Source organism: Moorena sp. SIO4A1, from assembly GCF_010672065.1.
Classification (GTDB): Bacteria; Cyanobacteriota; Cyanobacteriia; order Cyanobacteriales; family Coleofasciculaceae; genus Moorena.
This window is the reverse complement of record NZ_JAAHHX010000002.1, coordinates 365,950-384,776: the sequence shown is the minus strand read 5'-3', so window position 1 is coordinate 384,776 and position 18,827 is coordinate 365,950. Positions and strand designations below refer to the sequence as shown.

Here is an 18,827-nt window from a genome sequence, read left to right as displayed (position 1 = left end):
TGTACCTCACCCAATTGAAAAATGCTATAGCGTTAGATACCAAGTATTTCAGCCTGTTTCGTCGCCCCTTCAGGTACAGTTGTTACTCAAACACCTACACGTTCAAGATGGATTCCACACTAGCTTTCAGAGAAAAATCTCCTGCTCCACGAAAAGAACGAACCATAACAAAATATTCACCTGGTTCTGAAGGTCGGATACTAATTTTCTCGTCAGGTAAACTGGTATACCCACGATAGTCGAACTCACTGATAGTTGGCTGCAATGCCTTTCTGACATAGAGATCGAAATCTACACCATCGGGTCCATCTAGCTCAAGGCTCAATGAGGTGCCGACCCTCACCCGATATAAGCTAGAATCGCCAGTCTGCTTTAAATGCCCTGAAACCGCCTCTCCTATTTGTAATTCCGGTATTTCTATCCGCTCTAGGGCATTGAGGATGGCTGGAACATCGATCAGCCCAAACCCATGATCGTAGTCAAAACCTGCCACACCCAAATCTTCGGCAGTTCGGCGCAACAGTTGACGAAGTTCAGCGGGAGAGAGAACCGAAGGCGGATACTTCGTCCGAATCGATGCTACAACACCAGCCGCAACAGGACAAGCTGCTGAAGTGCCAATATCTGCTGGATAAACTCCTGAGCCAACAAAATGAGTATAGGCACAAAGATCGGGTTTTTGAGAGTCGAGATGTCCTGGTCCCTGACTAGAATAGCCAACTCGCTCTTTATTAACTGTCACCCCAGCAATGCTAAGGACACTTGGATGAGAATTCGCACCATAAATGGGTCTGTTAGTAACGCCTTGGCATCTTCCATCAGGACATTCTGCACCACAATTACCAGCAGCAAAAAGAATATCAGCACCAGCATCCTCTAAACTTTCAACAATGATGTTAAAGGGATGATTGGGATTATCACTGTAATTGCCAGGATGGCCCACCGGAAAGTCCCAAGAGGGATGAAACATTGCCCAACTATTATTAACTACCAAAGCTGGTTTAGGTTCTGGGGCTGTTGAGAGTATTTGCAGCAAGTTACTGAAAGCTTTGACAGCATCACTCAAAAACCCATCCATTAGCGAGCCACCTGGTGTCTGCGATCGGAGAAGGGCATAGTCGAGAAGAGTGCTGTTTGGCGCAGCAATGCAGACATCAAAGGCACACATTGTTCCATGACCGACAGGCATATTACCTGGGGTAAGTCCAGATACTGGAGTCCAGCTTTTGCTCCCATCGAATTGAGGTGTTTTACCCTTACTGTTTAGATGGGATAGATTGACTCCGCTATCAACGATCGCCACCATTACGTTAGACCCATCCATTCCTTTTGCTTGAAGTTGTGGAAATTGCAGTAAATTCTCCACATTTCGATGGGTTCCCACTGAAGCAGTTGGACAAATAGCGATCGCACTAATTCGTGGATCTGAAAACACACCAATCGCATTAGGGTCTTGTTCAACTGCCGCTATTAAAGGCTCTAGTGCCTCATCTGCCACCTCACCTCTTAACAGATAAGTGGAAACTTCAGGGCGAGCATCAAAGGAAAATAGTCGTCCCACTTCTGTGACTCCAACCTCTTCTCGTCTTTGTCGATTAGGCACCAAAACAGGTGTATAACTTTGATCCAGTGAAAAGCCATCAATAGAAACAGCCTCTGTTGTCATAGTGAAACTCTCGGCAGTCATTGCAGCACGGAGTTCCGGCATAAATCGCATCTGAATTAACACACGCATGTTATTTATCCTCTTCTTCTTGAGATTCTGTGGGAGCTATTTTTATATCACCGTGAACTCCCTTGACTAACGGTTGTATTGCTATCAGTTTTTGAGAATCCATGTCACCCGATACACGGATGACATACAAATCCCGCTTCGGACTTATGAGAATTAGACCATAATCTTCATCAATCTCTAAGTCTTTGATTCCATCTAGTTGCTTCACGAACTCCAAAGAATTGTTAGGAGGCGGTAGATTGAGTGTAATTAAGTAACGCATTTTTCTAGCTTGGTTGACATTCAAGTGGCAAGCTACTTGAACTGTCTCTAAGTGAGCAAAAACTGAATATTCCAAGTAGAACATACGAACAACAGCTCTTGTACTTTTATTTTTATAATCCCTACAGCTAGAACAGGGTAAACACATCTAATTTTTTTATTCCTATATATAGTTTTTATTGAATTCAATGAACACTATATATAGGCAATTTATTGTCAATAAGCACAATAGCGATGCAGCGCCGCCAAAGGGGGTTTCCCCCATGAGCGACTGCATCAAGACAAGGCCGGGTTTATTGAGAACTACCCCCGGTTACCCAACAAGATGCGCTTACCCTGGATAGAGAGGAGATATAGGAATTAATTTATGCCCAGATCTTCCTGTTAAAGATTGCTAAAGAGATTAAGTGCTAACGGGTTCAGCTGGCTCAGTAACCGCTCCGTTCTCTTCGATTTCCATTTCCTCATATTTAGTAAAGCACTTACGCTTAGCACCTACAGCTAGGTCGAGCACAATGGGTACTTCTAATTTGATCGGAACTTGGAACACACAGGGTTTATCGTATTTGTAAGCCATGGGGTTTACCTCTTGCTTTAATTAATTTCAATACATTTATATAATGTCAAATCTAACTCTGGCTTCACAGTACCCTTGAGGGTACCTTTTTTCCCTATAGACCTACTTAATCATTAATGGGAGCACATTCGACCTTGAGTAAATCGTCGCGAATCCATCCTTTGGCTCCACTTACTGGAAAACCTACTCTGTGCCAACCATAGCCAAAGCTGTCTATTTTGTAATCTGGCTCTGGAGGAGTTGCTGTCAGGACGTAGACATTATCACCCACTAAACCATAACCCAAGCTTCTATAATTAGTTCCTGCTCCAGAACGTAAGGTGATCCGAGAATTGGGGTTGTTAGCAGTTAGGGTGGCTAGACAGTGGGAACGCTCACTAGGAAAAGTATGCTGAGCAAAAGCCTCAGTTGTCGGGACGGTAATTGCAGCAGCTGTAGCTAGGAATAAGATTGCTTTTTTCATTTGTTTTCTCCAATCATCGACGTTTCTTATTTACTAGTAAAATAGAAATAACAGTTGGAGTGATTGGAAACAGTGTCAGTTTATTAGTAGTCCTAAAGCTGACACCAATAAAACCTGATTTTTCCATAGTTAACACTGTTGCTAGTACAGACAGTTGAGAAACTGGTCTATGCTGGTCTTGTGGGCGGGGAATAGGGAATAGGGAGTAGGGAGTAGGGAATAGGGAGTAGGGAATAGGGAGTAGGGAGTGTGGGGAGATGGGGAGATGGGGAGATGGGGAGATGGGGACCCACCCCATTCCCCTCCCAGGAGGGGAATGGGGAGATGGGGAGATGAGCAACTGCAGTGGAAACCGCTAAAACCATGCTGCATCGCTACTTGATTAACTCTAGCATGCATGCCTCTTGCCAATGCCCTTGCGCGTAGCGCTATATCAGCAGGAGACTGGTAAAAAAAACCCCTGGCTTGATCAGCCTAGGGGGGTTTCAGGGATTAATTACTATGAGCTACTTCAAAGCCAGCCGTCAGAGATTCCTGTCAAATATTCCTAAAGGTACTAAGTGCCAACGGGTTCGGGTGACTCAGTAGTTTCGCTACCTTCGGCCTCTTCGAGCTCCATTTCCTCATATTTGTCAAAACACTTGCGCTTAGCAGCGACAGCGATGTCGAGAACAATGGGTACTTCTAATTTGATCGGAACTTGGAACACACAGGGTTTATGGTATTTGTAAGCCATGGGGTTTACCTCTTGGTGCAATTCATTTCAATCAACACATTTCTAGAATGTCAGATCTAACTCTGGCTTCACAGTACCCTTGAGGGTACCTTTTTTTTGGGCGTTGCTTAATAATGGAATGATTTTAATAGTTTTGTGGAACGGGCATCTTGCCGTGGAACGGGCATCTTGCCGTGGAACGGGCATCTTGCCGTGGAACGGGCATCTTGCCCGTTTCATTTTCGCGCGGGCAGGATGCCCACCCCACTCATATTCATTCCGCCCCTCAGCAATGCCAAAAATCGAGTAGCTCTCGCACTTTGCTAGACACGGTTGAATCCGTTTTGCTTTGGTCACGCAGCTTGGCTGGGGTAACTCCAATGGATCTGCTACACGATGCTCAGCAAAGAGCCGCTACGCGAACGCATAATTCCCCTGTCAACTGGAATGCGATGCTCAGCAAAGAGCCGCTACGCGATGCTCAGCAAAGAGCCGCTACGCGAACGCATAATTCCCCTGTCAACTGGAATGTGATCCCATGATTACCCTTTCCACAGTAAAGCGTACCCATGATTACCCTCTCAAAAGTAACGCGATGCTCTGAAATAGCGGCAATTGCAGCAGCTGTAGCTAATCAGAACATTGCTTTTTTCATTTCTTTTCTTCAATCATCAACGGTTCTGATTTAGTAGTAAAACCGAAATAACAGTTGGAGTAATTGGAGACAGTGCCAGTTGATCAGCAGTTCTAAAGCTGACGGAAATAAAACCTTATTTTTCCATAGTTAACACTTTGCTAGTACAGACAATTGAGAAATTGGTCTATGATCCTATTGTGAGTAAACTGTGCTGCTAATACTTTATAAGGGAGTATCAAGCCAGCGCCCAATCATAATTAGTGGGCAATAAGGGCGTGTTATAGATACTAGGTTCCCTAGAGTCTTAATGTAAAAATTAGAGGTAGCAAATTTAGGATGATGATCAAACTAGTACATATTCCTAGCCTTCTAGTTAGGATTCGCTTTGCAATTGCTCCCTTACTCCTTTTAGATGCCCTGGATCGTAACATCAGCTATTGGTTTATTATTGGTTATATCATTGCCGTACTGTCAGACATTTTTGATGGCATCATTGCTCGTCGATTAAAGGTTAGTACAGTCCAACTTCGTCAAGCAGATAGTTGGGCAGATATCTGTCTATACTTGTGCGTTGCCATTAGCACCTGCTTGGTATACCCCAAGGTTATCAAAGATTTCCAAATCCCTTTATTGTTAGCGATCGCTGCCCAAGTTACTTTGTTCACAATCAGTCTAATCAAGTTCAGAAAATTCCCTAGCTTCCATACCTACACTGCGAAAATATGGGGGTTAACGCTACTGGTGGCCACGGTGGGATTATTTGGTTTTGACTATGCTAAAACCCTGTGGTTCGCAATCGCCCTTTGTCTGCTCAATAGTTTAGAAGAGATTGGGATGACGTTGCTCTTGCCTGAGTGGCAATGTGATATTTTAAGCATCTTCCATGCATTCAACTTACGCCAAACCTTGATTGCAAAATTAAAAATTCAGGAGAAGATTGGCTGAAGAATAATATAGCAGTTCTCAGGACGAGTGAGGTAATTTAATCCTAGGTTTTAGGGAGCAGGAATCTTCGGAACAGTCGTCGTTCCCTGCTCCCTACTCCCTACTCCCTACTCCCTACTCCCTCAAAACCTAACCTAATTGAAAACCGCTCTACTACTACGGCAAATCAATCCTTCTGATCCAAAATGTGTGTAAGAGTATGGATTATTCTGATCTGGCCACAGTTGCTGGCCTTTCTCAACTCCAATTTCTTTAACTACCTCTAACTTACCTTCATCGATCGCTTCATTAACTGCCCTAAAGACGCTTTCCCATGCTCCGTAATCATCAAAAATGATCAATGCATTCTTAAATCGCTTTAAACAGTTATCAATATCTTGTTTGATATACTCGTATTTGTGACGTGCATCTATTAAAACCACATCAGCAGGAAAGGTTAACTCATTCCAATCAGAATTATACACATCAAATCTTTTGAATTTTACATTAAAATTCAAAAGATTGTTTAGTCTTGCTACTCTCAGGTACCTATCGTTAACATCTAAACCCAGATATTGAGTGAAGTGATCAGCTAGGTGCTTTGCGGTCAAGCCCTTGTAACATCCCACCTCTAATAAAGTAGATTTTTTTTTCGGGAAAAATTGTTTTACATGATCACGGAATTGTTGGCTAACTGTCCAACAATCTTTACTTTTATCTACAGGTAGGACTAGATCCTGCCATGTATTCTGTATTTCATTGAATATCTCAAGCATAGGTTGTAATTAGTAACAGTAATAAATAGTAAAGGGAACAGGGAGTAGGGAGTAGGGAGTAGGGAGTAGGGAGTAGGGAGTAGGGAATAGCGAACTTCGGATCAAATAGATATCCTATCAAATAAAATAACTGACACCACACACTTCCCACACGCCCTATTCCCCATTCCCTACCCCCAGGGCTGTCGCAGCACCTAAGTGCTTAAGCAAGGTGGCCATAGGAAGTGGCCCAAGCAGATGACTCCAAGGCAAGACTTGCTCTGTTGACCAGTCGGTATAGACGTAGAAGTCTAGTTCAGGTAACTGTCCTCGCAATTGTTTAAAGGCACGGCGGAAACTGCCTAGGGAATCCCCATAATGCCTGGTTAGTTCTAAGAGTTGGGATAAGCGACGATCCCCTCGGGAAATCAGTGCTTGAATTACTGACCAGTTGTAGCTTTCTGGTCGAAAGTCTATGGCTTGCGATCGCAATTTTTTCTGCAACAACTTGAGGCGCTTCTGGGCTTGGGGATTGACACCAAACCACTGAAAGGGTGTATGAGCTTTGGGAACAAAGGTGGAGCAACCGAGGGTTAAGCCTAGACCGGGGGCTGCTTTCTTAATCTGTTCCATCATCGCTACAGTTTCTTCAACATCTGCTATTTCCTCTCCGGGAACTCCTACCATCCCGTAGAGTTTCAGACGTTTTAATCCCCCTGCTTTAGCATTGACTGCTGCCTGGATAATTTGGTCATTGGTGAGTTTCTTATTAATAATCTCGCGCAACCGTTGTGAGCCACTTTCCACTGCAATCGTAATGGAACGGGTGTTCCGTTTAGTTAGGGTTTGGGCTAGCTTTTCGGTAACTGTATTGGTTCGCACTGAAGCAAGACTCAAGCGCACATGGTTGTATTGTGGCTGATTTAGGTAATCTAACAAAACATCAAACTCGGGATGCTGGGTGACGGATGCTCCCAGTAAGCCAATCCGGTCTGTTACCTTTAATCCCCTTTCTATAGCTGGAATCAACGAATCGATAGCGCTAGGAGTACGAAATGGTAACGTCAGGTAACTGGCCAGACAGAAACGACACATCTCTGGACAACTGCGCACCACTTCTACCATGTAGATGTTTTCCCAAGCGGCTTTTTCGGTGACCACTGTGGAAGCAGACAGGGTATTGCCCCGATAGGTCTGTTTAGATACCGTGGCAGGAATCTGATCAGACACTGGTTGAATGGATGCGATCGCACTCGTTAGGTCATGGTAGGTTACCTGATATAGACTGGGTATATAAACTCCAGGGACTTGAGCCAGATGCTGCAATTGAGTATTACGTTCAGCAGTGCGAACCTCTTGATAAGCATCGATAAAATTATCTAGCAGGATTTCCCCATCTCCGAGCAAAATCACATCAAAGAAGTCAGCAAAGGGTTCTGGATTAGCCGTTAACACGGGACCGCCACCAAACACTAGGGGATGGCTAGAGTCTCGTTGTGCTGAGTATAGGGGTATCTCCAAAAATTCCAATCCCGCTAAGATATTGACATAATCCAATTCCCATGATATAGAATAACCTAGTAATTCTGGCTGTCTCGGTAATGGCTCATGGTAATCGGTGAATAAGCGGCTGACCATTAGGTCAGGGCGCAAGGCTAAAGATGCCCACACTATCTGATAGCCAAGACTAGTAATACCGACGTTGTATTGATTAGGAAAGGCAAAGATAGTAGGAATGGCATTGGAGTCAGGAGTGGCTGGTGTAAACAGAAGACGCTCGGAGGAAAATACCACAGGGTTTAAAGTTGACGAATCATGTTGAACAATAGCAAAAAATAACGTTTATTTTATTATTTCCATTATGCTTTGGTTCATGAGTAAGCATATGCGCTACAGATGGTGCTACTTGAGGTGCCGTCAGCTGTCAGCAGTTAGCTTAATGCTTAAGGCAACGGAGTTGCCGAACTAGCCCGTTTCCTTCAAATTGCTATGGGTTCAGCCAGTGAACTTGAAGATCACCTGTTACTGGCAGAAGATCTTAACTTAACTATTAGCCAAAGACTATGAATCCCATCCCAGCAGAGGTAACTCAGCATTATCCGAATGCTTACCTGTTTTATTCAAAAGCTGATAGCTGAATGCTGATAGCTGAATGCTTACCTAGTACGTAGAAATCCGGATTTTAGGCAAGCAGAAAGAAAAAAGTGACAGATTCACTAAATTTAAGATTTATAGCCCTAAAATAGACAACAAGTTATAAGACAACAAGTTATGGCTGCTTTTGTATTGCTAAGGAGTTGATGTGTCAATATTTTCCCCGAAGCCCCAAGATCGACATAGCCACCACCCTCCGAATCCCTCAAAGAAACTGACGGAGAAATCGGATTTGAATAGGAGTGCTGTGTCTAATAATGGCAAGCCCCCCTCATCAAAGCCAAGACGGCGGAAGCGGTCGAGGGTAGTTGCCCAAACTCTCAACGGAATCAAGCGTGTATCTACTACAGTTATCAAACCGCTAATCGGACCAAAAGCAATCTATCGTCGCTCCTGGTTTTGGATCGGACTAGGGGTGGGTGGCAGTGCGATCGCATTGGGTTGGGGTTGGCAAAAGCTAGAAAGCTCTCTGCCAGATTCTACTAAGGATGTCTTGACCTATGTTCGAGATGACACCATCACCATCAAAGCTGCCGATAGCACTATTATCCAGCAAATTGGGCCAGCTACCCATGAGACCCTCAAGATTTGGGAAATACCCGAAACCCTGATGGAAGCTTTCATTGCTATTGAAGACCAACGCTTTAAAGAGCATAAAGGGGTAGATTCCCAGGGTATTCTCCGTGCTACTGTGGCTAACCTGAAAGCTGGGGGAGTAGTAGAAGGAGGTAGCACGATTACCCAGCAACTCGCTAGAATTGTCTACTTTGATCACGAACGCAGCATCGTACGGAAACTCAAAGAAATGCGCATGGCGCAGAAAATTGAGCAGGATTTGACCAAAGATCAAATCCTGGAGCGCTATTTAAACTTAGTCTATTTGGGTTCCGGTGCTTACGGCATTGCTGATGCGGCTTGGGTCTATTTTAGTAAACCCGTAAAAGACCTGACCTTGGGAGAAATAGCAACACTGGCGGGATTACCTCCAGCTCCTAGTGTTTACTCGCCATTGTTTGAGGGCAAAATCAATAGCTCTAGGCAAAAAGCAGCCAAAGAGCGTCGTGATGTAGTATTGCAGCGGATGTTGGAAAATGGCTACATCTCCCAGGCTGAAGCCGACAAAGCCATGGCCGAGCCCCTGAGTATTAAGCCAAGCCAACCGAAGCGACTGGAGCGTAAAGCATTCTATTTCACTGAATACATCCAACAAGAATTGCCCAAATACGTTTCCAAAGAAGTACTGGCTCAGAAAGGGCTGACTATTGAAACTACAATTAATTTAGAGTGGCAAGATGCTGCTGAAACTGCTGTCCAAAAGACCATGAAAACCTATGGTCGGTACCAACGGTTTGGACAAGCTGCACTAGTTGCCGTCGATCCCCGCAATGGTCAGATCAAAGCCATGGTCGGGGGTAAGGATTTTAATGACCTAGATAGCAATAATTACCTCAATCGGGTCACCCAAGCTCAGCGTCAGCCCGGTTCTACATTCAAAACATTCGTGTATGCCGCAGCAGTAGCAACAGGGATGTCTCCCTATAAAGGCTATATGGATGCGGGATATATAGTAGATGGTTACGAACCTAAAAACTACAGTGAGAGATTCCGGGGTTCGATCTCAGTGCGGGATGCCCTGATTTCTTCGGTGAATGTAGTAGCCGTCAAAACCCTAGTGGATGTGGGCTGGGAGCCGATCATCAAACTGGCTCAGAAAATGGGGATTAAATCCAAACTCCATTCCACCTACTCCCTAGCCTTAGGAGCATCTGAGGTAAACCTGTTAGAACTTACCAGTTCCTATGGCACCTTAGCCGCCCAAGGCATTCACCACGATGCTCATGGGATTCGCCGCATTATTGACCAGCACGGTAACGTGATTTATGACCACAAACTCGAGGGTGAGCGAGCTATTGATGCAGAAACAGCAGCCATTGTGACCTGGATGCTCAGGGGTGTGGTTACCGGGGGTACCGGAACAGCGGCTCAAATTGGACGACCAGCAGTTGGAAAAACCGGTACTACGGATGATGCCCGTGACCTCTGGTTTGTGGGCTATATTCCCCAATTAGTAGCTGGGGTTTGGTTAGGTAATGATGATAATAAGCCTACCAAGGGTTCTAGTGCAACTGCTGCTGCCACCTGGCGTCAGTTCATGTTGGAGGTAATCGAAGACTTAGACCGTGAGTCCTTTACTGAGCGCCCCAGGAAGTTATCAGGTCGGGAAGCTACCATTGAAGCTCAGCCGATTAAACCCAAACGAGTTATTAACAAAAAATTTGTTCCCACTACCGTTACCGCTTCCACAACTCGGTCAAGGAGAAGAACTAGTTCAAGAAGAGCTAGTTCAACCAGAAGAGCCAGTTCTACACGGCGGCGTAGTAGTCGGGTCAGGGTGTCTAGGAAGAACTCTCAACCCAAACGGTATTACCGTCGCAAAGCTACAACTAAACGGTCTTATCCCCGTAAAAGTACCACCAGACGCTATACGCCTAGAAACACTGCCCCGAGACGGTCAGCACCAGCCAAGCGCAGGTATGCACCAGCACGAGCAAGGCGCAGACCAGCACCAGCACCCAGAGTTGCTCCCAAGCCGGTGGCTCGTCCTAAGCCTCAACGCAAGCCAGCAGGAGGTCCGTTAGCTCCCCCAGCAGCTAGAAAGTAGGTATCGAAGCCATCATGCTGGATGGTACGATAACCGAAATACGAGAAAATCTAAACTGGCTATGTATGTATTGATGGAAGCAGGCAGTTTTCCCTTGTGGTTTACCCTAGTGTATGTTGTGGGTTTTGTGGCAGCAGTTGTGATTGGCTCGATTGCTTGGTACAACTCTAAACGTCCTGCTGGTTGGGAAGGGTCAGACACTCCTAATTGGGTACCAAAGATCGATGATCCAGAGGATAATTCTAAGGGAGACCAATCCTAACAGAAGTTAGTTTGGTTGGGAAAACCAGAAGATTTGACTGAGAAAGAGCCCTGGCTTACCGTGTTGAAGTCAGGGTTCTTTTTCAGCGCTATTAGGGGAATCAGGCCACTGGTCAGGATTTGTTGGTATCGTATAGATGTCTTACCAAAAAAATTGGGTTTAAAGCCCCGTCCTTCGTTCGACGGCTTTTTTTTAAAACTTTTTCTTGACAGTTTGTACTAGGTGTGCTAGTATAAGATTATAAACAATAGACTTTTAAAAGAGATAGATACTATCTAACCATAAGTAGGCAACGTAAAAAATATGTCTGAGATACATATTGCGTAATTTAGTCTAACGACTTTAACGTCTATGAAAAATTTAGATCTAAAAAAGTATCTATCTCTAAAAAAAAAAGTAAAGGTACGGTGGGGCACACCGAAACCTAGATCTATGATCAAAACGCTTATGAAGAATCGGCCTCTACTCTTTCTGGTTCCGACCTGGCTGAGCAAGTCGGCTCGTTGAAGTAAGAATCCCCGTTCTTACTTCGGCGGGGAGTGTCAATAAATTCCCATCATGACCGGAGCTGCTGAAACTAAGAAAAAAGGCAAGTCACTCCCGCCAACACTGATCATCAGGTTGGGAAAATTTGTCTGGACAACTCTCTGGCAAATGATGATGTCGAAGCTGGCTCCACGGAATAATTCTGGAGAGTACATTCGCCCGAAGAGCGAGTTTAGGAATTTTATTGGGACAGAAGCAGAGAATCCTTACCAACCTGAAGCAGGACGCTACTGTCTTTTTGTAGGACTCGGTTGTCCTTGGGCGCACCGCACTCTCGTCGTCAGGGCACTCAAGGGACTCCAAGACGCAATACCGGTATTCATTGCGTCTCCTTCCTCAAATCAGGGGATTTGGGTATTTAATGAGCAGCAGGAAGGTTGCGATACCCTTCCTGAACTTTACGAGCTGGGAAAAACAGGCTACAACGGTCGTTGCACAGTTCCAGTGCTGTGGGATAAACAGAGCAAAACCATTGTCAACAATGAGAGTGCAGAAATTATCGTAATGCTGAACTCACAGTTCAATGAGTTCGCTACTAATCCTACCCTAGACCTTTATCCAGAGGAACTGAAGGAAACCATTGATGGGTGGAATGAGACCATCTACCACACGGTGAATAATGGAGTCTATCGCTGCGGTTTTGCCCAGACCCAAGAAGCTTATGAGAAAGCTTGCGATCAGCTATTCACAACCTTGGATAAGATTGATCGAGCCCTGGAGACCAGTAGATACCTGTGTGGGGATAGGGTAACCCTGGCGGATGTGCGTCTATTTACCACTCTGTTCCGTTTTGATGTGGTCTATTATGGATTGTTCAAGTGCAACCGTTTCAGAATTCAGGACTACGATAACTTAGGCCCCTACCTGCGTGACTTGTATCAGCTTCCTGGAGTTGCTGATACTTGTAGCTTGGAGGATGTCAAGCGGGATTACTACGGCAATCTGTTCCCCCTCAATCCAGGTGGAATTATTCCCAGTGGCCCTGATTTGGCTAGCCTGCTTAGACCTCATGGTCGGGAATAGGGAGTCGGGAGTCGGGAGTCGGGAATCGGGAATCGGGAGTCGGGAATCGGGAGTCGGGAGTAGGGAATCGGGAATCGGGAGTCGGGAGTCGGGAATCGGGAGTCGGGAGTCGGGAGTCGGGAGTCGGGAGTCGGGAACAAAAATTCTCACAATTTATTTAGGTACCCTATAGTGTTGATTGAATTGGATGCGATCGCGTAGCGTGGCCAAAGGCCATCGCACTCAGCCGTTCACTCTTACACTAATCACAAGTATAGTAATACTAACTACAGTGGTTCTTATAGTAGCGATGCAGCCCGGTCTTGTGGGAAACCCCCATTCGCGCTTTGGATCAAGACAATGAGATACAAAAAATTTTTTCCCTGTTCCTTGCTTTCGATTCCCGATTCCCGATTCCCGACTCCCTGTTCCCGATTCCCAATTCCCGATTCCCGACTCCCGATTCCCGATTCCCGATTCCCGATTCCCTATTCCCTTTTAATAGTTAAAAGGATATAATTTTTTTACCGATTCCCGAGATAGAACAACAATCGTTAAAACTCCAACAAGTGTGCCAAATGGTCTGAACCAGCAGAGTAGGCAAGCTATCATAAACGAAAACCAATAATTCTTGCTTTTTCTGAGCATATATCCAGAGATAATGATAGCAAAAGCAAAGATTTCTCCAAGGATGAAAAGTATGGCACCAGAAATGACCAGCAAATAGCCAGGCAAGTCCGATGAGACATTTCGTGATAACTTAAACCACTCTGATAACTCTCCTGATAAGTCTGGAGGAATTGAGTCAGTTGCACCAATCATGAACAGACCAAAAGGGATATACAACATTAGTATAAACAGGGAGTAAAATCCGACAAATCCCCCAAACATGTAGTGAGTCAATGATAATATATTTAACTGCTTTTTAGGATTTCTCATAACTATAAATTAGTCGAATTCCCAAACTTCCCAAACTTCCCAAACTGTCCCAACTTAGCACACCTCCCACACTTCCCTTCAAGACTCTCTAGGGCAGCAAAAGCCTGAGTGTGAATGGCGGCATCTCCATTGAATGCCACAAATTTTCCTAGTTTAACTCCCTGCGTCATCACCGAAAACTCAAGAACTGTTTTACCTTCACCATCTTTCCTAGCTCCACGCTCCGGCTCAGGAGATTTTTCTAGTGCGATGCTCCTTTGGAGCCGCTACGCGATTGACCTTGACCAAAAGGCCACGCTTGGCCTCTGGCCACGCTGCTTGAGGTGCGAATGGTCACGCTACGCGATGAAGCGAAGCTTCCGCTAAAAGCGATCGCATGTTGTAGTACGGATTTAGTAGGGTGGGCATTGCTTGAAACCAACCCCCGAACCTGCCGGCGTCAGCTATCAGCTATCAGGCACTATAACTGCATGGGGTCGGATTAGTGCGATCCCAAATGCCTACGCTGATCTTGATAATATAGCCGAATGGCACTGATGGGGTTCCCGACTTGAGCGACTACATCAATAACAGTATCAGAATACTACTTTGGCAAGGGGTCTACTATTAGTGATCGCACTGGAATCTGAATTGTTCTATGATTGTAAGTAAACTACAAAAAAATAACAATGGCAGCCAAAGATAAATTTCATGCTGCGGTTAGAATCGCCCTAGAAAAAGAGCAGTGGAAGATTACTGATGATCCGTTGCGACTGGAAGTAGGCGGAACCAAGTTTGAAATTGATTTAGGTGCGGAGCAACTGTTAGCAGCAGAGCGAGGCCAAGAAAAAATTGCAGTAGAGATTAAAACCTTCTTGAGTGATTCGCCACTAACAGCTTACCATGCTGCATTAGGACAGTTTTTGAATTATCGGCTTGCCTTAGAAATCAATGATCCAACTCGTATTCTATATTTAGCCGTGCCTGTGATTGCTTATGAAGCTTTTTTCAAGCGCGAATTTACCCAATTTTTATTAGAAAGATATCAGATTAAACAAATAATTTATGACCCGATTCAAGAGGTAATTGTACAATGGATAACCTAGAGTATTATCGCCAGATCATTCAGTCGTTGTTGACGGATTATGCTGCCATTCCCATCGCCAATGGAGTGATTGATTGCTACACGGTTTTTGATACCAAACAAGACCACTACATGGTAATGACTGTGGGATGGGATGGCTATCGGCGGGTCTATGGTTGTGTTTTACACTTGGATATTAAGAAGGGAAAGATTTGGATTGAACAAAATATGACGGAAATGAGAATAGCCCAAAAACTTGTGGAGAGAGGGGTAGCGAAGGACGATATTGTGCTGGGGTTTCAAGCACCAGAATTTCGGCAATATACGGACTATGGTGTTGGTTAATTTATAAGCAGTCAGCGGTCAGCAGTCAGCGGTCAGCATGGTAGGGTGGGCAAATATTGAAAGTTTGGCAATTTAATGAGGAATCATCGACCTTTGCCCACCTGACAAGAGCCAATGCGATACGCGCACGCTACGCGAACAGCTATCAGTGGGGTAGGGTGGGCAAATATTGAAAATTTGGCAATTATATTAGGAATCATCGACCTTTGCCCACCCTACAAAAGCTAAATGAATTGTGATAATATTGTTCCCTGTTCCCTAATCCCTGTTCCCTGTTCCCTACTCCCTGTTCCCTGTTCCCTACTCCCTGTTCCCTGTTCCCTGTTCCCTATTATTGACTATTTATCTCCTTAACTTATCAACATCTAAACTATGCTTTCACAAAACCTGAAAATTGTTACTCTGCTCCCCAGTGCCACGGAAATTGTCGCCGCTTTAGGATTAACAGATGCCATTGTGGGGCGATCCCACGAATGCGACTATCCCGCAACCATCAAAAATCGACCTGTCTGCACCGAGGCTCAAATCAACAGCGATAAACCTAGTGCCCAGATTGATGATGATATAAACAATCTGGTAAAACGTGCTTTGAGTATTTACCAAGTAAAAACTGATGTTTTAGAACAACTGCAACCAACCCACATTGTTACTCAAGATCAATGTGATGTCTGTGCTGTCAACTTCGATGTGGTCGAGAAAGCAGTTGCTAATCTTACAAATAGCCAGCCTCAGATAATTTCCTTGCAGCCAAACTTGCTAACTGAAGTGTGGGCAGATATTGAGCGAGTTGCTACCATCCTGGGAGTAGAGTCACAATCTGTACTGAAGCAATTACAGTCTCGTGTCGAAACCTGTAGGCAAAAGACACAGGAAATGTCGGAAAATCACCGCCCTACTGTTGCTTGCATTGAGTGGACTGATCCGCTCATGGCTGCTGGTAACTGGATTCCTGAATTAGTGACAATTGCAGGTGGTAATCCTCTGTTTGGGGCTCTAGGTAAACATTCCCCTTATCTGGAATGGGATGCTTTAGTCAAAGCTGATCCAGACGTAATTATTGTAATGCCTTGCGGCTTTGATTTGGAACGCACAACACAAGAAACCCAACAGATGGCTCACCATTCCCAGTGGTCAAGTTTGCAAGCCGTACGCCAGGGTAAGGTTTTTGTTACTGATGGTAATGGGTATTTCAATCGTCCAGGACCAAGACTAGTCGATTCAGTAGAAATGATAGCGGAAATTTTGCATCCAGACCTGTTCACCTTTGGTTATCAAGGCACTGCCTGGGAACGGTTTGAGGTAGGAAATGCTTAAGAAACTTATTTTGAAAAATTGGAAAAGCTTCCGTTATGCAGAACTCCCGATTGATCCCCTGACTGTGTTAATCGGAACGAATGCTAGTGGAAAATCTAATCTAATTGATGCTTTGGAACTTTTAAAACGAATAGTGTTTGGAAAGGAGATTCAATCGGCTTTGGCAGGGGATGCTGCTTTTCCTGGGATTCGAGGTGGAGTAGAGTGGGCGTCACTCAAGCCAGAATCTCACTTTACCTTGAAAGTTGTGGTTGAGGGAGAGGATGATCAAACGGATTACCTTTATAGTATTACAGTACAAACGAAACCACGTGTTCAGTTATCTGATGAATCTCTAATTCGCCAGGTCTATTCACCAGATAGTAATCAACTCCCTACTCAAACTAGTTTGCTCCAAGTATCTTATCCTAGAACTCCAGACCAAGGTATTCAGGTTAAATTGCCGGAGCAAGAACAAATTCCTTTGCCAAAATACTGGAAAGGTTCTAATTCTAGTTTGACTAGACTTAGGGAAATAGACTCCCATGCCGATGTTAGGGATGTAATCTTAAACCTTTGTACACTTATAGAAAATATTTTTATTTTTAATCCTATTCCGGCCAGAATGCGGAACTATTCACCGCTTTCTGATCGCATTGAGAGTGATGGCTCTAATATTGCTGGTGTGCTAGCCGCATTACCTAAAGAGCAAAAAGACGAGTTTGACTCAACGGTGTCTGCTTACTTGAAATATCTGCCAGAACGAGATATACAGGAAGTTTGGGCGGAACCAGTAGGAAAGTTTGGTACAGATGCTATGCTCTACTGTAAAGAACAATGGAAACCTGGTCAAACTACAGAAATTGATGCGCGAGGAATGTCGGATGGAACCCTGCATTTCTTAGCAATTATTACCGCACTGATCACACGACCAGAAGGGAGTCAATTAGTAATTGAAGATGTAGACAATGGATTGCACCCATCTCGGTTACATCTGCTGATAAACATGCTCAAAGAAATTGGAGAAAAGAGAAAAATCGACATATTAGTCACTACTCACAATCCGGCTTTGCTAGATGCTTTAGGACCAGAAATGATTCCCTTCGTAGTTGTGGCACACCGGGCTTCAGAAACTGGAGAAAGCACACTCACCCTTCTAGAAACTATTGATAATTTACCTAAATTAATGGCATCTGGTTCCTTGGGAAACCTAGTGACTAAAGGAGCTATTGAAAGGAATATTTCTGATCCTAAGCCACTATAGACATGAGGAAGGTTCTGATTATCGATACATCGATTCTCTGCGTTTACCTAGAAGTTCCTGGAAAAGAGACTTGTGGGTCTGGTAATAATAAATGGAATAAGCAGCGAGTTGTTGAGCTTTTGGAAAAAGAAGAAAAAGCATCGACAACGTTTGTACTACCCTTGGCTGCTATTATTGAAACTGGTAATCATATTGCTCAAGCTAGAACAAAAAGGTATGAAACTGCCCAAGCTTTAGCTGAGATTATGGAAAAAGCAGCAGATGAAAAAACACCTTGGGCAGCTTTCACGGATCAGTCAGTGCTTTGGGACGCTCAAGGACTGAAAAAATTAGCAGTGGAATGGTCTCAACTCGCAGCACAAAAAGTTTCAATAGGTGATGCTACCATCAAAACTGTAGCAGAATTCTACGCAAAAACTGGTTGCCAGGTGGAGATTCTTACTGGTGATCATGGACTTAAGGCATACCAACCCACTACACCAGCCCCAATTCCCAGACGCAGGAGAAGTAGATGAGCTGAGGGCGTGACAAGTGCTTACGCATTTTGTAGGGTGAGCATTGCCTGTTTCCCACTCCCCTACCTGCCCGAATTCACCAAAGCAATGCCCACCAACCTTTGAGAATGCGATCGCGGCATTAGTATTTTATCCTCACACTATAGGTTATTTTCACTTCCGATACTTTTTAGCTACCAAAATCTACAAATCAGATTTTGGCTCACTAATGCAAGCTGGATTTTGCCAGCCAGGGGGTATCTCCCAAGGCTAAACCCGGACTATGCCCGGCTTAGCGCATAAATTTGATTCCACTATTGACAAAAAACGCAACCCTTAAACCCTTGGTTTTCGGCTTTAATGTAAGTCGCAAAGTATCTCTAATGAAACTGAATCTATGTTTAAAGTCTAACACATCTTTGTAGATAGTGCAACATTCTTGGATAAAATCCTTAACAGTTGCCAGCCTCCTAATCTTAATGGGTAGTGCTATATCTCCTCTTATCTCCTCTTGATATTTTCCCCCCGCGCCCCCGCCCCACACTCCCTGTTTAACCCTAAATGTAAAAAACCTACCCCTACTCCCTACTCCCTACTCCCTACTCCCTACTCCCTACTCCCTACTCCCTACTCCCTACTCCCTGTTCCCTTTGGAAAATTAACAATTAACAAACTTCCAACAGCACATCCTGATGCATCCTTGCCCGGTCTACCAATGACTGAATTTGGTCTTTAG

Annotated in this window: 26 protein-coding genes and 1 pseudogene; 15 read left to right on the top strand and 12 right to left on the bottom strand. The window is 44.6% G+C overall.

The genetic code is table 11. From position 1 onward, the window contains the following. Positions 1-94 precede the first annotated feature (94 nt). The 7 genes from F6K53_RS02700 to F6K53_RS02670 form a co-directional block, all read right to left on the bottom strand. Entirely contained in the window at positions 95-1,735 is a 1,641-nt protein-coding gene (locus F6K53_RS02700) for a S8 family serine peptidase (RefSeq protein WP_293068279.1), read from the bottom strand. Position 1,736: 1 nt separating this feature from the next. Beyond that, positions 1,737-2,081 (bottom strand): hypothetical protein, encoded by a 345-nt coding sequence (locus F6K53_RS02695; RefSeq protein WP_293046521.1) that lies wholly within the window; start codon positions 2,079-2,081, stop codon positions 1,737-1,739. A 318-nt stretch (positions 2,082-2,399) separates the two neighbouring features. Beyond that, entirely contained in the window at positions 2,400-2,573 is a 174-nt protein-coding gene (locus tag F6K53_RS02690; RefSeq protein ID WP_293046518.1) for a hypothetical protein, read from the bottom strand. A 106-nt stretch (positions 2,574-2,679) separates the two neighbouring features. Beyond that, a complete protein-coding gene (locus F6K53_RS02685) occupies positions 2,680-3,036 on the bottom strand; it encodes an SH3 domain-containing protein (RefSeq protein ID WP_293019947.1) in 357 nt (118 codons plus the stop codon). A gap of 13 nt (positions 3,037-3,049) precedes the next feature. Then, positions 3,050-3,334 (bottom strand): hypothetical protein, encoded by a 285-nt coding sequence (locus F6K53_RS02680; protein ID WP_293068276.1) that lies wholly within the window; start codon positions 3,332-3,334, stop codon positions 3,050-3,052. A gap of 258 nt (positions 3,335-3,592) precedes the next feature. After that, entirely contained in the window at positions 3,593-3,772 is a 180-nt protein-coding gene (locus F6K53_RS02675; protein ID WP_293019951.1) for a hypothetical protein, read from the bottom strand. Positions 3,773-3,814: 42 nt separating this feature from the next. Continuing rightward, positions 3,815-4,108 (bottom strand): hypothetical protein, encoded by a 294-nt coding sequence (locus F6K53_RS02670; protein ID WP_293046512.1) that lies wholly within the window; start codon positions 4,106-4,108, stop codon positions 3,815-3,817. Positions 4,109-4,131: 23 nt separating this feature from the next. Between F6K53_RS02670 and F6K53_RS02665 the strand changes: the two genes are divergently transcribed. Together F6K53_RS02665 and F6K53_RS02660 are read left to right on the top strand one after the other, a co-directional pair. Next, positions 4,132-4,293: a hypothetical protein gene (locus tag F6K53_RS02665; RefSeq protein ID WP_293046509.1), complete on the top strand. Its 162-nt coding sequence runs from the start codon at positions 4,132-4,134 to the stop codon at positions 4,291-4,293. Between the two features lie 431 nt (positions 4,294-4,724). Beyond that, entirely contained in the window at positions 4,725-5,333 is a 609-nt protein-coding gene (locus F6K53_RS02660; RefSeq protein ID WP_293019955.1) for a CDP-alcohol phosphatidyltransferase family protein, read from the top strand. A gap of 134 nt (positions 5,334-5,467) precedes the next feature. Here the strand turns inward: F6K53_RS02660 and F6K53_RS02655 are convergent, their stop codons facing one another. From F6K53_RS02655 to F6K53_RS02645, 3 genes are read right to left on the bottom strand one after another with little or no spacing between them, the layout of a single operon-like run. Next, positions 5,468-6,088, bottom strand: coding sequence for a class I SAM-dependent methyltransferase (locus F6K53_RS02655; RefSeq protein WP_293068273.1), 621 nt, complete (start codon positions 6,086-6,088; stop codon positions 5,468-5,470). Further along, positions 6,081-6,239 carry a hypothetical protein gene (locus tag F6K53_RS02650; protein ID WP_293068271.1) on the bottom strand — a complete coding sequence of 53 codons (159 nt, stop codon included), beginning with the start codon at positions 6,237-6,239 and terminating at the stop codon, positions 6,081-6,083. The genes F6K53_RS02655 and F6K53_RS02650 overlap by 8 nt, the downstream gene beginning before the upstream one ends. Positions 6,240-6,244: 5 nt before the next feature. Beyond that, positions 6,245-7,861, bottom strand: a complete 1,617-nt coding sequence (locus tag F6K53_RS02645; protein ID WP_293068269.1) for a radical SAM protein — start codon at positions 7,859-7,861, stop codon at positions 6,245-6,247. Between the two features lie 174 nt (positions 7,862-8,035). Here F6K53_RS02645 and F6K53_RS45685 point away from each other — a divergent pair. From F6K53_RS45685 to F6K53_RS02630, 4 genes and pseudogenes are all read left to right on the top strand, one after another. Continuing rightward, positions 8,036-8,134, top strand: a pseudogene (locus tag F6K53_RS45685) (four helix bundle protein); the annotation flags it as partial. 319 nt (positions 8,135-8,453) lie between these two features. Then, positions 8,454-10,883, top strand: coding sequence for a penicillin-binding protein 1A (locus F6K53_RS02640; protein ID WP_293068267.1), 2,430 nt, complete (start codon positions 8,454-8,456; stop codon positions 10,881-10,883). A gap of 61 nt (positions 10,884-10,944) precedes the next feature. Beyond that, positions 10,945-11,145, top strand: coding sequence for a hypothetical protein (locus F6K53_RS02635; protein WP_293019959.1), 201 nt, complete (start codon positions 10,945-10,947; stop codon positions 11,143-11,145). A gap of 558 nt (positions 11,146-11,703) precedes the next feature. Continuing rightward, positions 11,704-12,714, top strand: coding sequence for a glutathione S-transferase family protein (locus F6K53_RS02630; RefSeq protein WP_293068265.1), 1,011 nt, complete (start codon positions 11,704-11,706; stop codon positions 12,712-12,714). On the opposite strand, the gene F6K53_RS02625 is transcribed toward F6K53_RS02630, so the two are convergent. Then, complete coding sequence (locus tag F6K53_RS02625) at positions 12,699-12,854, bottom strand: hypothetical protein (RefSeq protein ID WP_293038780.1); 156 nt, start codon at positions 12,852-12,854, stop codon at positions 12,699-12,701. The two genes, F6K53_RS02630 and F6K53_RS02625, sit on opposite strands and share 16 nt — an antisense overlap. Before the next feature lie 199 nt (positions 12,855-13,053). Here F6K53_RS02625 and F6K53_RS02620 point away from each other — a divergent pair, with 199 nt between their 5' ends. Then, positions 13,054-13,212: a hypothetical protein gene (locus F6K53_RS02620; RefSeq protein ID WP_293079823.1), complete on the top strand. Its 159-nt coding sequence runs from the start codon at positions 13,054-13,056 to the stop codon at positions 13,210-13,212. On the opposite strand, the gene F6K53_RS02615 is transcribed toward F6K53_RS02620, so the two are convergent. Then, positions 13,192-13,632 carry a hypothetical protein gene (locus F6K53_RS02615; protein WP_293068261.1) on the bottom strand — a complete coding sequence of 147 codons (441 nt, stop codon included), beginning with the start codon at positions 13,630-13,632 and terminating at the stop codon, positions 13,192-13,194. The genes F6K53_RS02620 and F6K53_RS02615 overlap by 21 nt on opposite strands. A gap of 114 nt (positions 13,633-13,746) precedes the next feature. Between F6K53_RS02615 and F6K53_RS02610 the strand changes: the two genes are divergently transcribed. From F6K53_RS02610 to F6K53_RS02575, 8 genes are all read left to right on the top strand, one after another. Then, the gene (locus tag F6K53_RS02610; RefSeq protein WP_293019964.1) at positions 13,747-13,998 is read left to right on the top strand and encodes a hypothetical protein; all 252 of its coding nucleotides are present in this window, start codon (positions 13,747-13,749) and stop codon (positions 13,996-13,998) included. A gap of 302 nt (positions 13,999-14,300) precedes the next feature. Beyond that, positions 14,301-14,717, top strand: a complete 417-nt coding sequence (locus F6K53_RS02605) for a XisH family protein (RefSeq protein WP_293068259.1) — start codon at positions 14,301-14,303, stop codon at positions 14,715-14,717. Continuing rightward, a complete protein-coding gene (locus F6K53_RS02600) occupies positions 14,705-15,040 on the top strand; it encodes a XisI protein (RefSeq protein WP_293019968.1) in 336 nt (111 codons plus the stop codon). Before F6K53_RS02605 ends, F6K53_RS02600 begins: the two co-directional genes overlap by 13 nt. A 228-nt stretch (positions 15,041-15,268) precedes the next feature. Continuing rightward, a complete protein-coding gene (locus F6K53_RS02595) occupies positions 15,269-15,394 on the top strand; it encodes a hypothetical protein (protein ID WP_293068257.1) in 126 nt (41 codons plus the stop codon). 18 nt (positions 15,395-15,412) lie between these two features. Further along, positions 15,413-16,354 (top strand): cobalamin-binding protein, encoded by a 942-nt coding sequence (locus F6K53_RS02590; RefSeq protein WP_293068255.1) that lies wholly within the window; start codon positions 15,413-15,415, stop codon positions 16,352-16,354. Next, the gene (locus F6K53_RS02585) at positions 16,347-17,597 is read left to right on the top strand and encodes an AAA family ATPase (RefSeq protein ID WP_293068253.1); all 1,251 of its coding nucleotides are present in this window, start codon (positions 16,347-16,349) and stop codon (positions 17,595-17,597) included. Before F6K53_RS02590 ends, F6K53_RS02585 begins: the two co-directional genes overlap by 8 nt. A 2-nt stretch (positions 17,598-17,599) precedes the next feature. After that, the gene (locus tag F6K53_RS02580; protein ID WP_293058579.1) at positions 17,600-18,112 is read left to right on the top strand and encodes a hypothetical protein; all 513 of its coding nucleotides are present in this window, start codon (positions 17,600-17,602) and stop codon (positions 18,110-18,112) included. Between the two features lie 490 nt (positions 18,113-18,602). Next, positions 18,603-18,827 (top strand): hypothetical protein, encoded by a 225-nt coding sequence (locus tag F6K53_RS02575; protein ID WP_293079819.1) that lies wholly within the window; start codon positions 18,603-18,605, stop codon positions 18,825-18,827.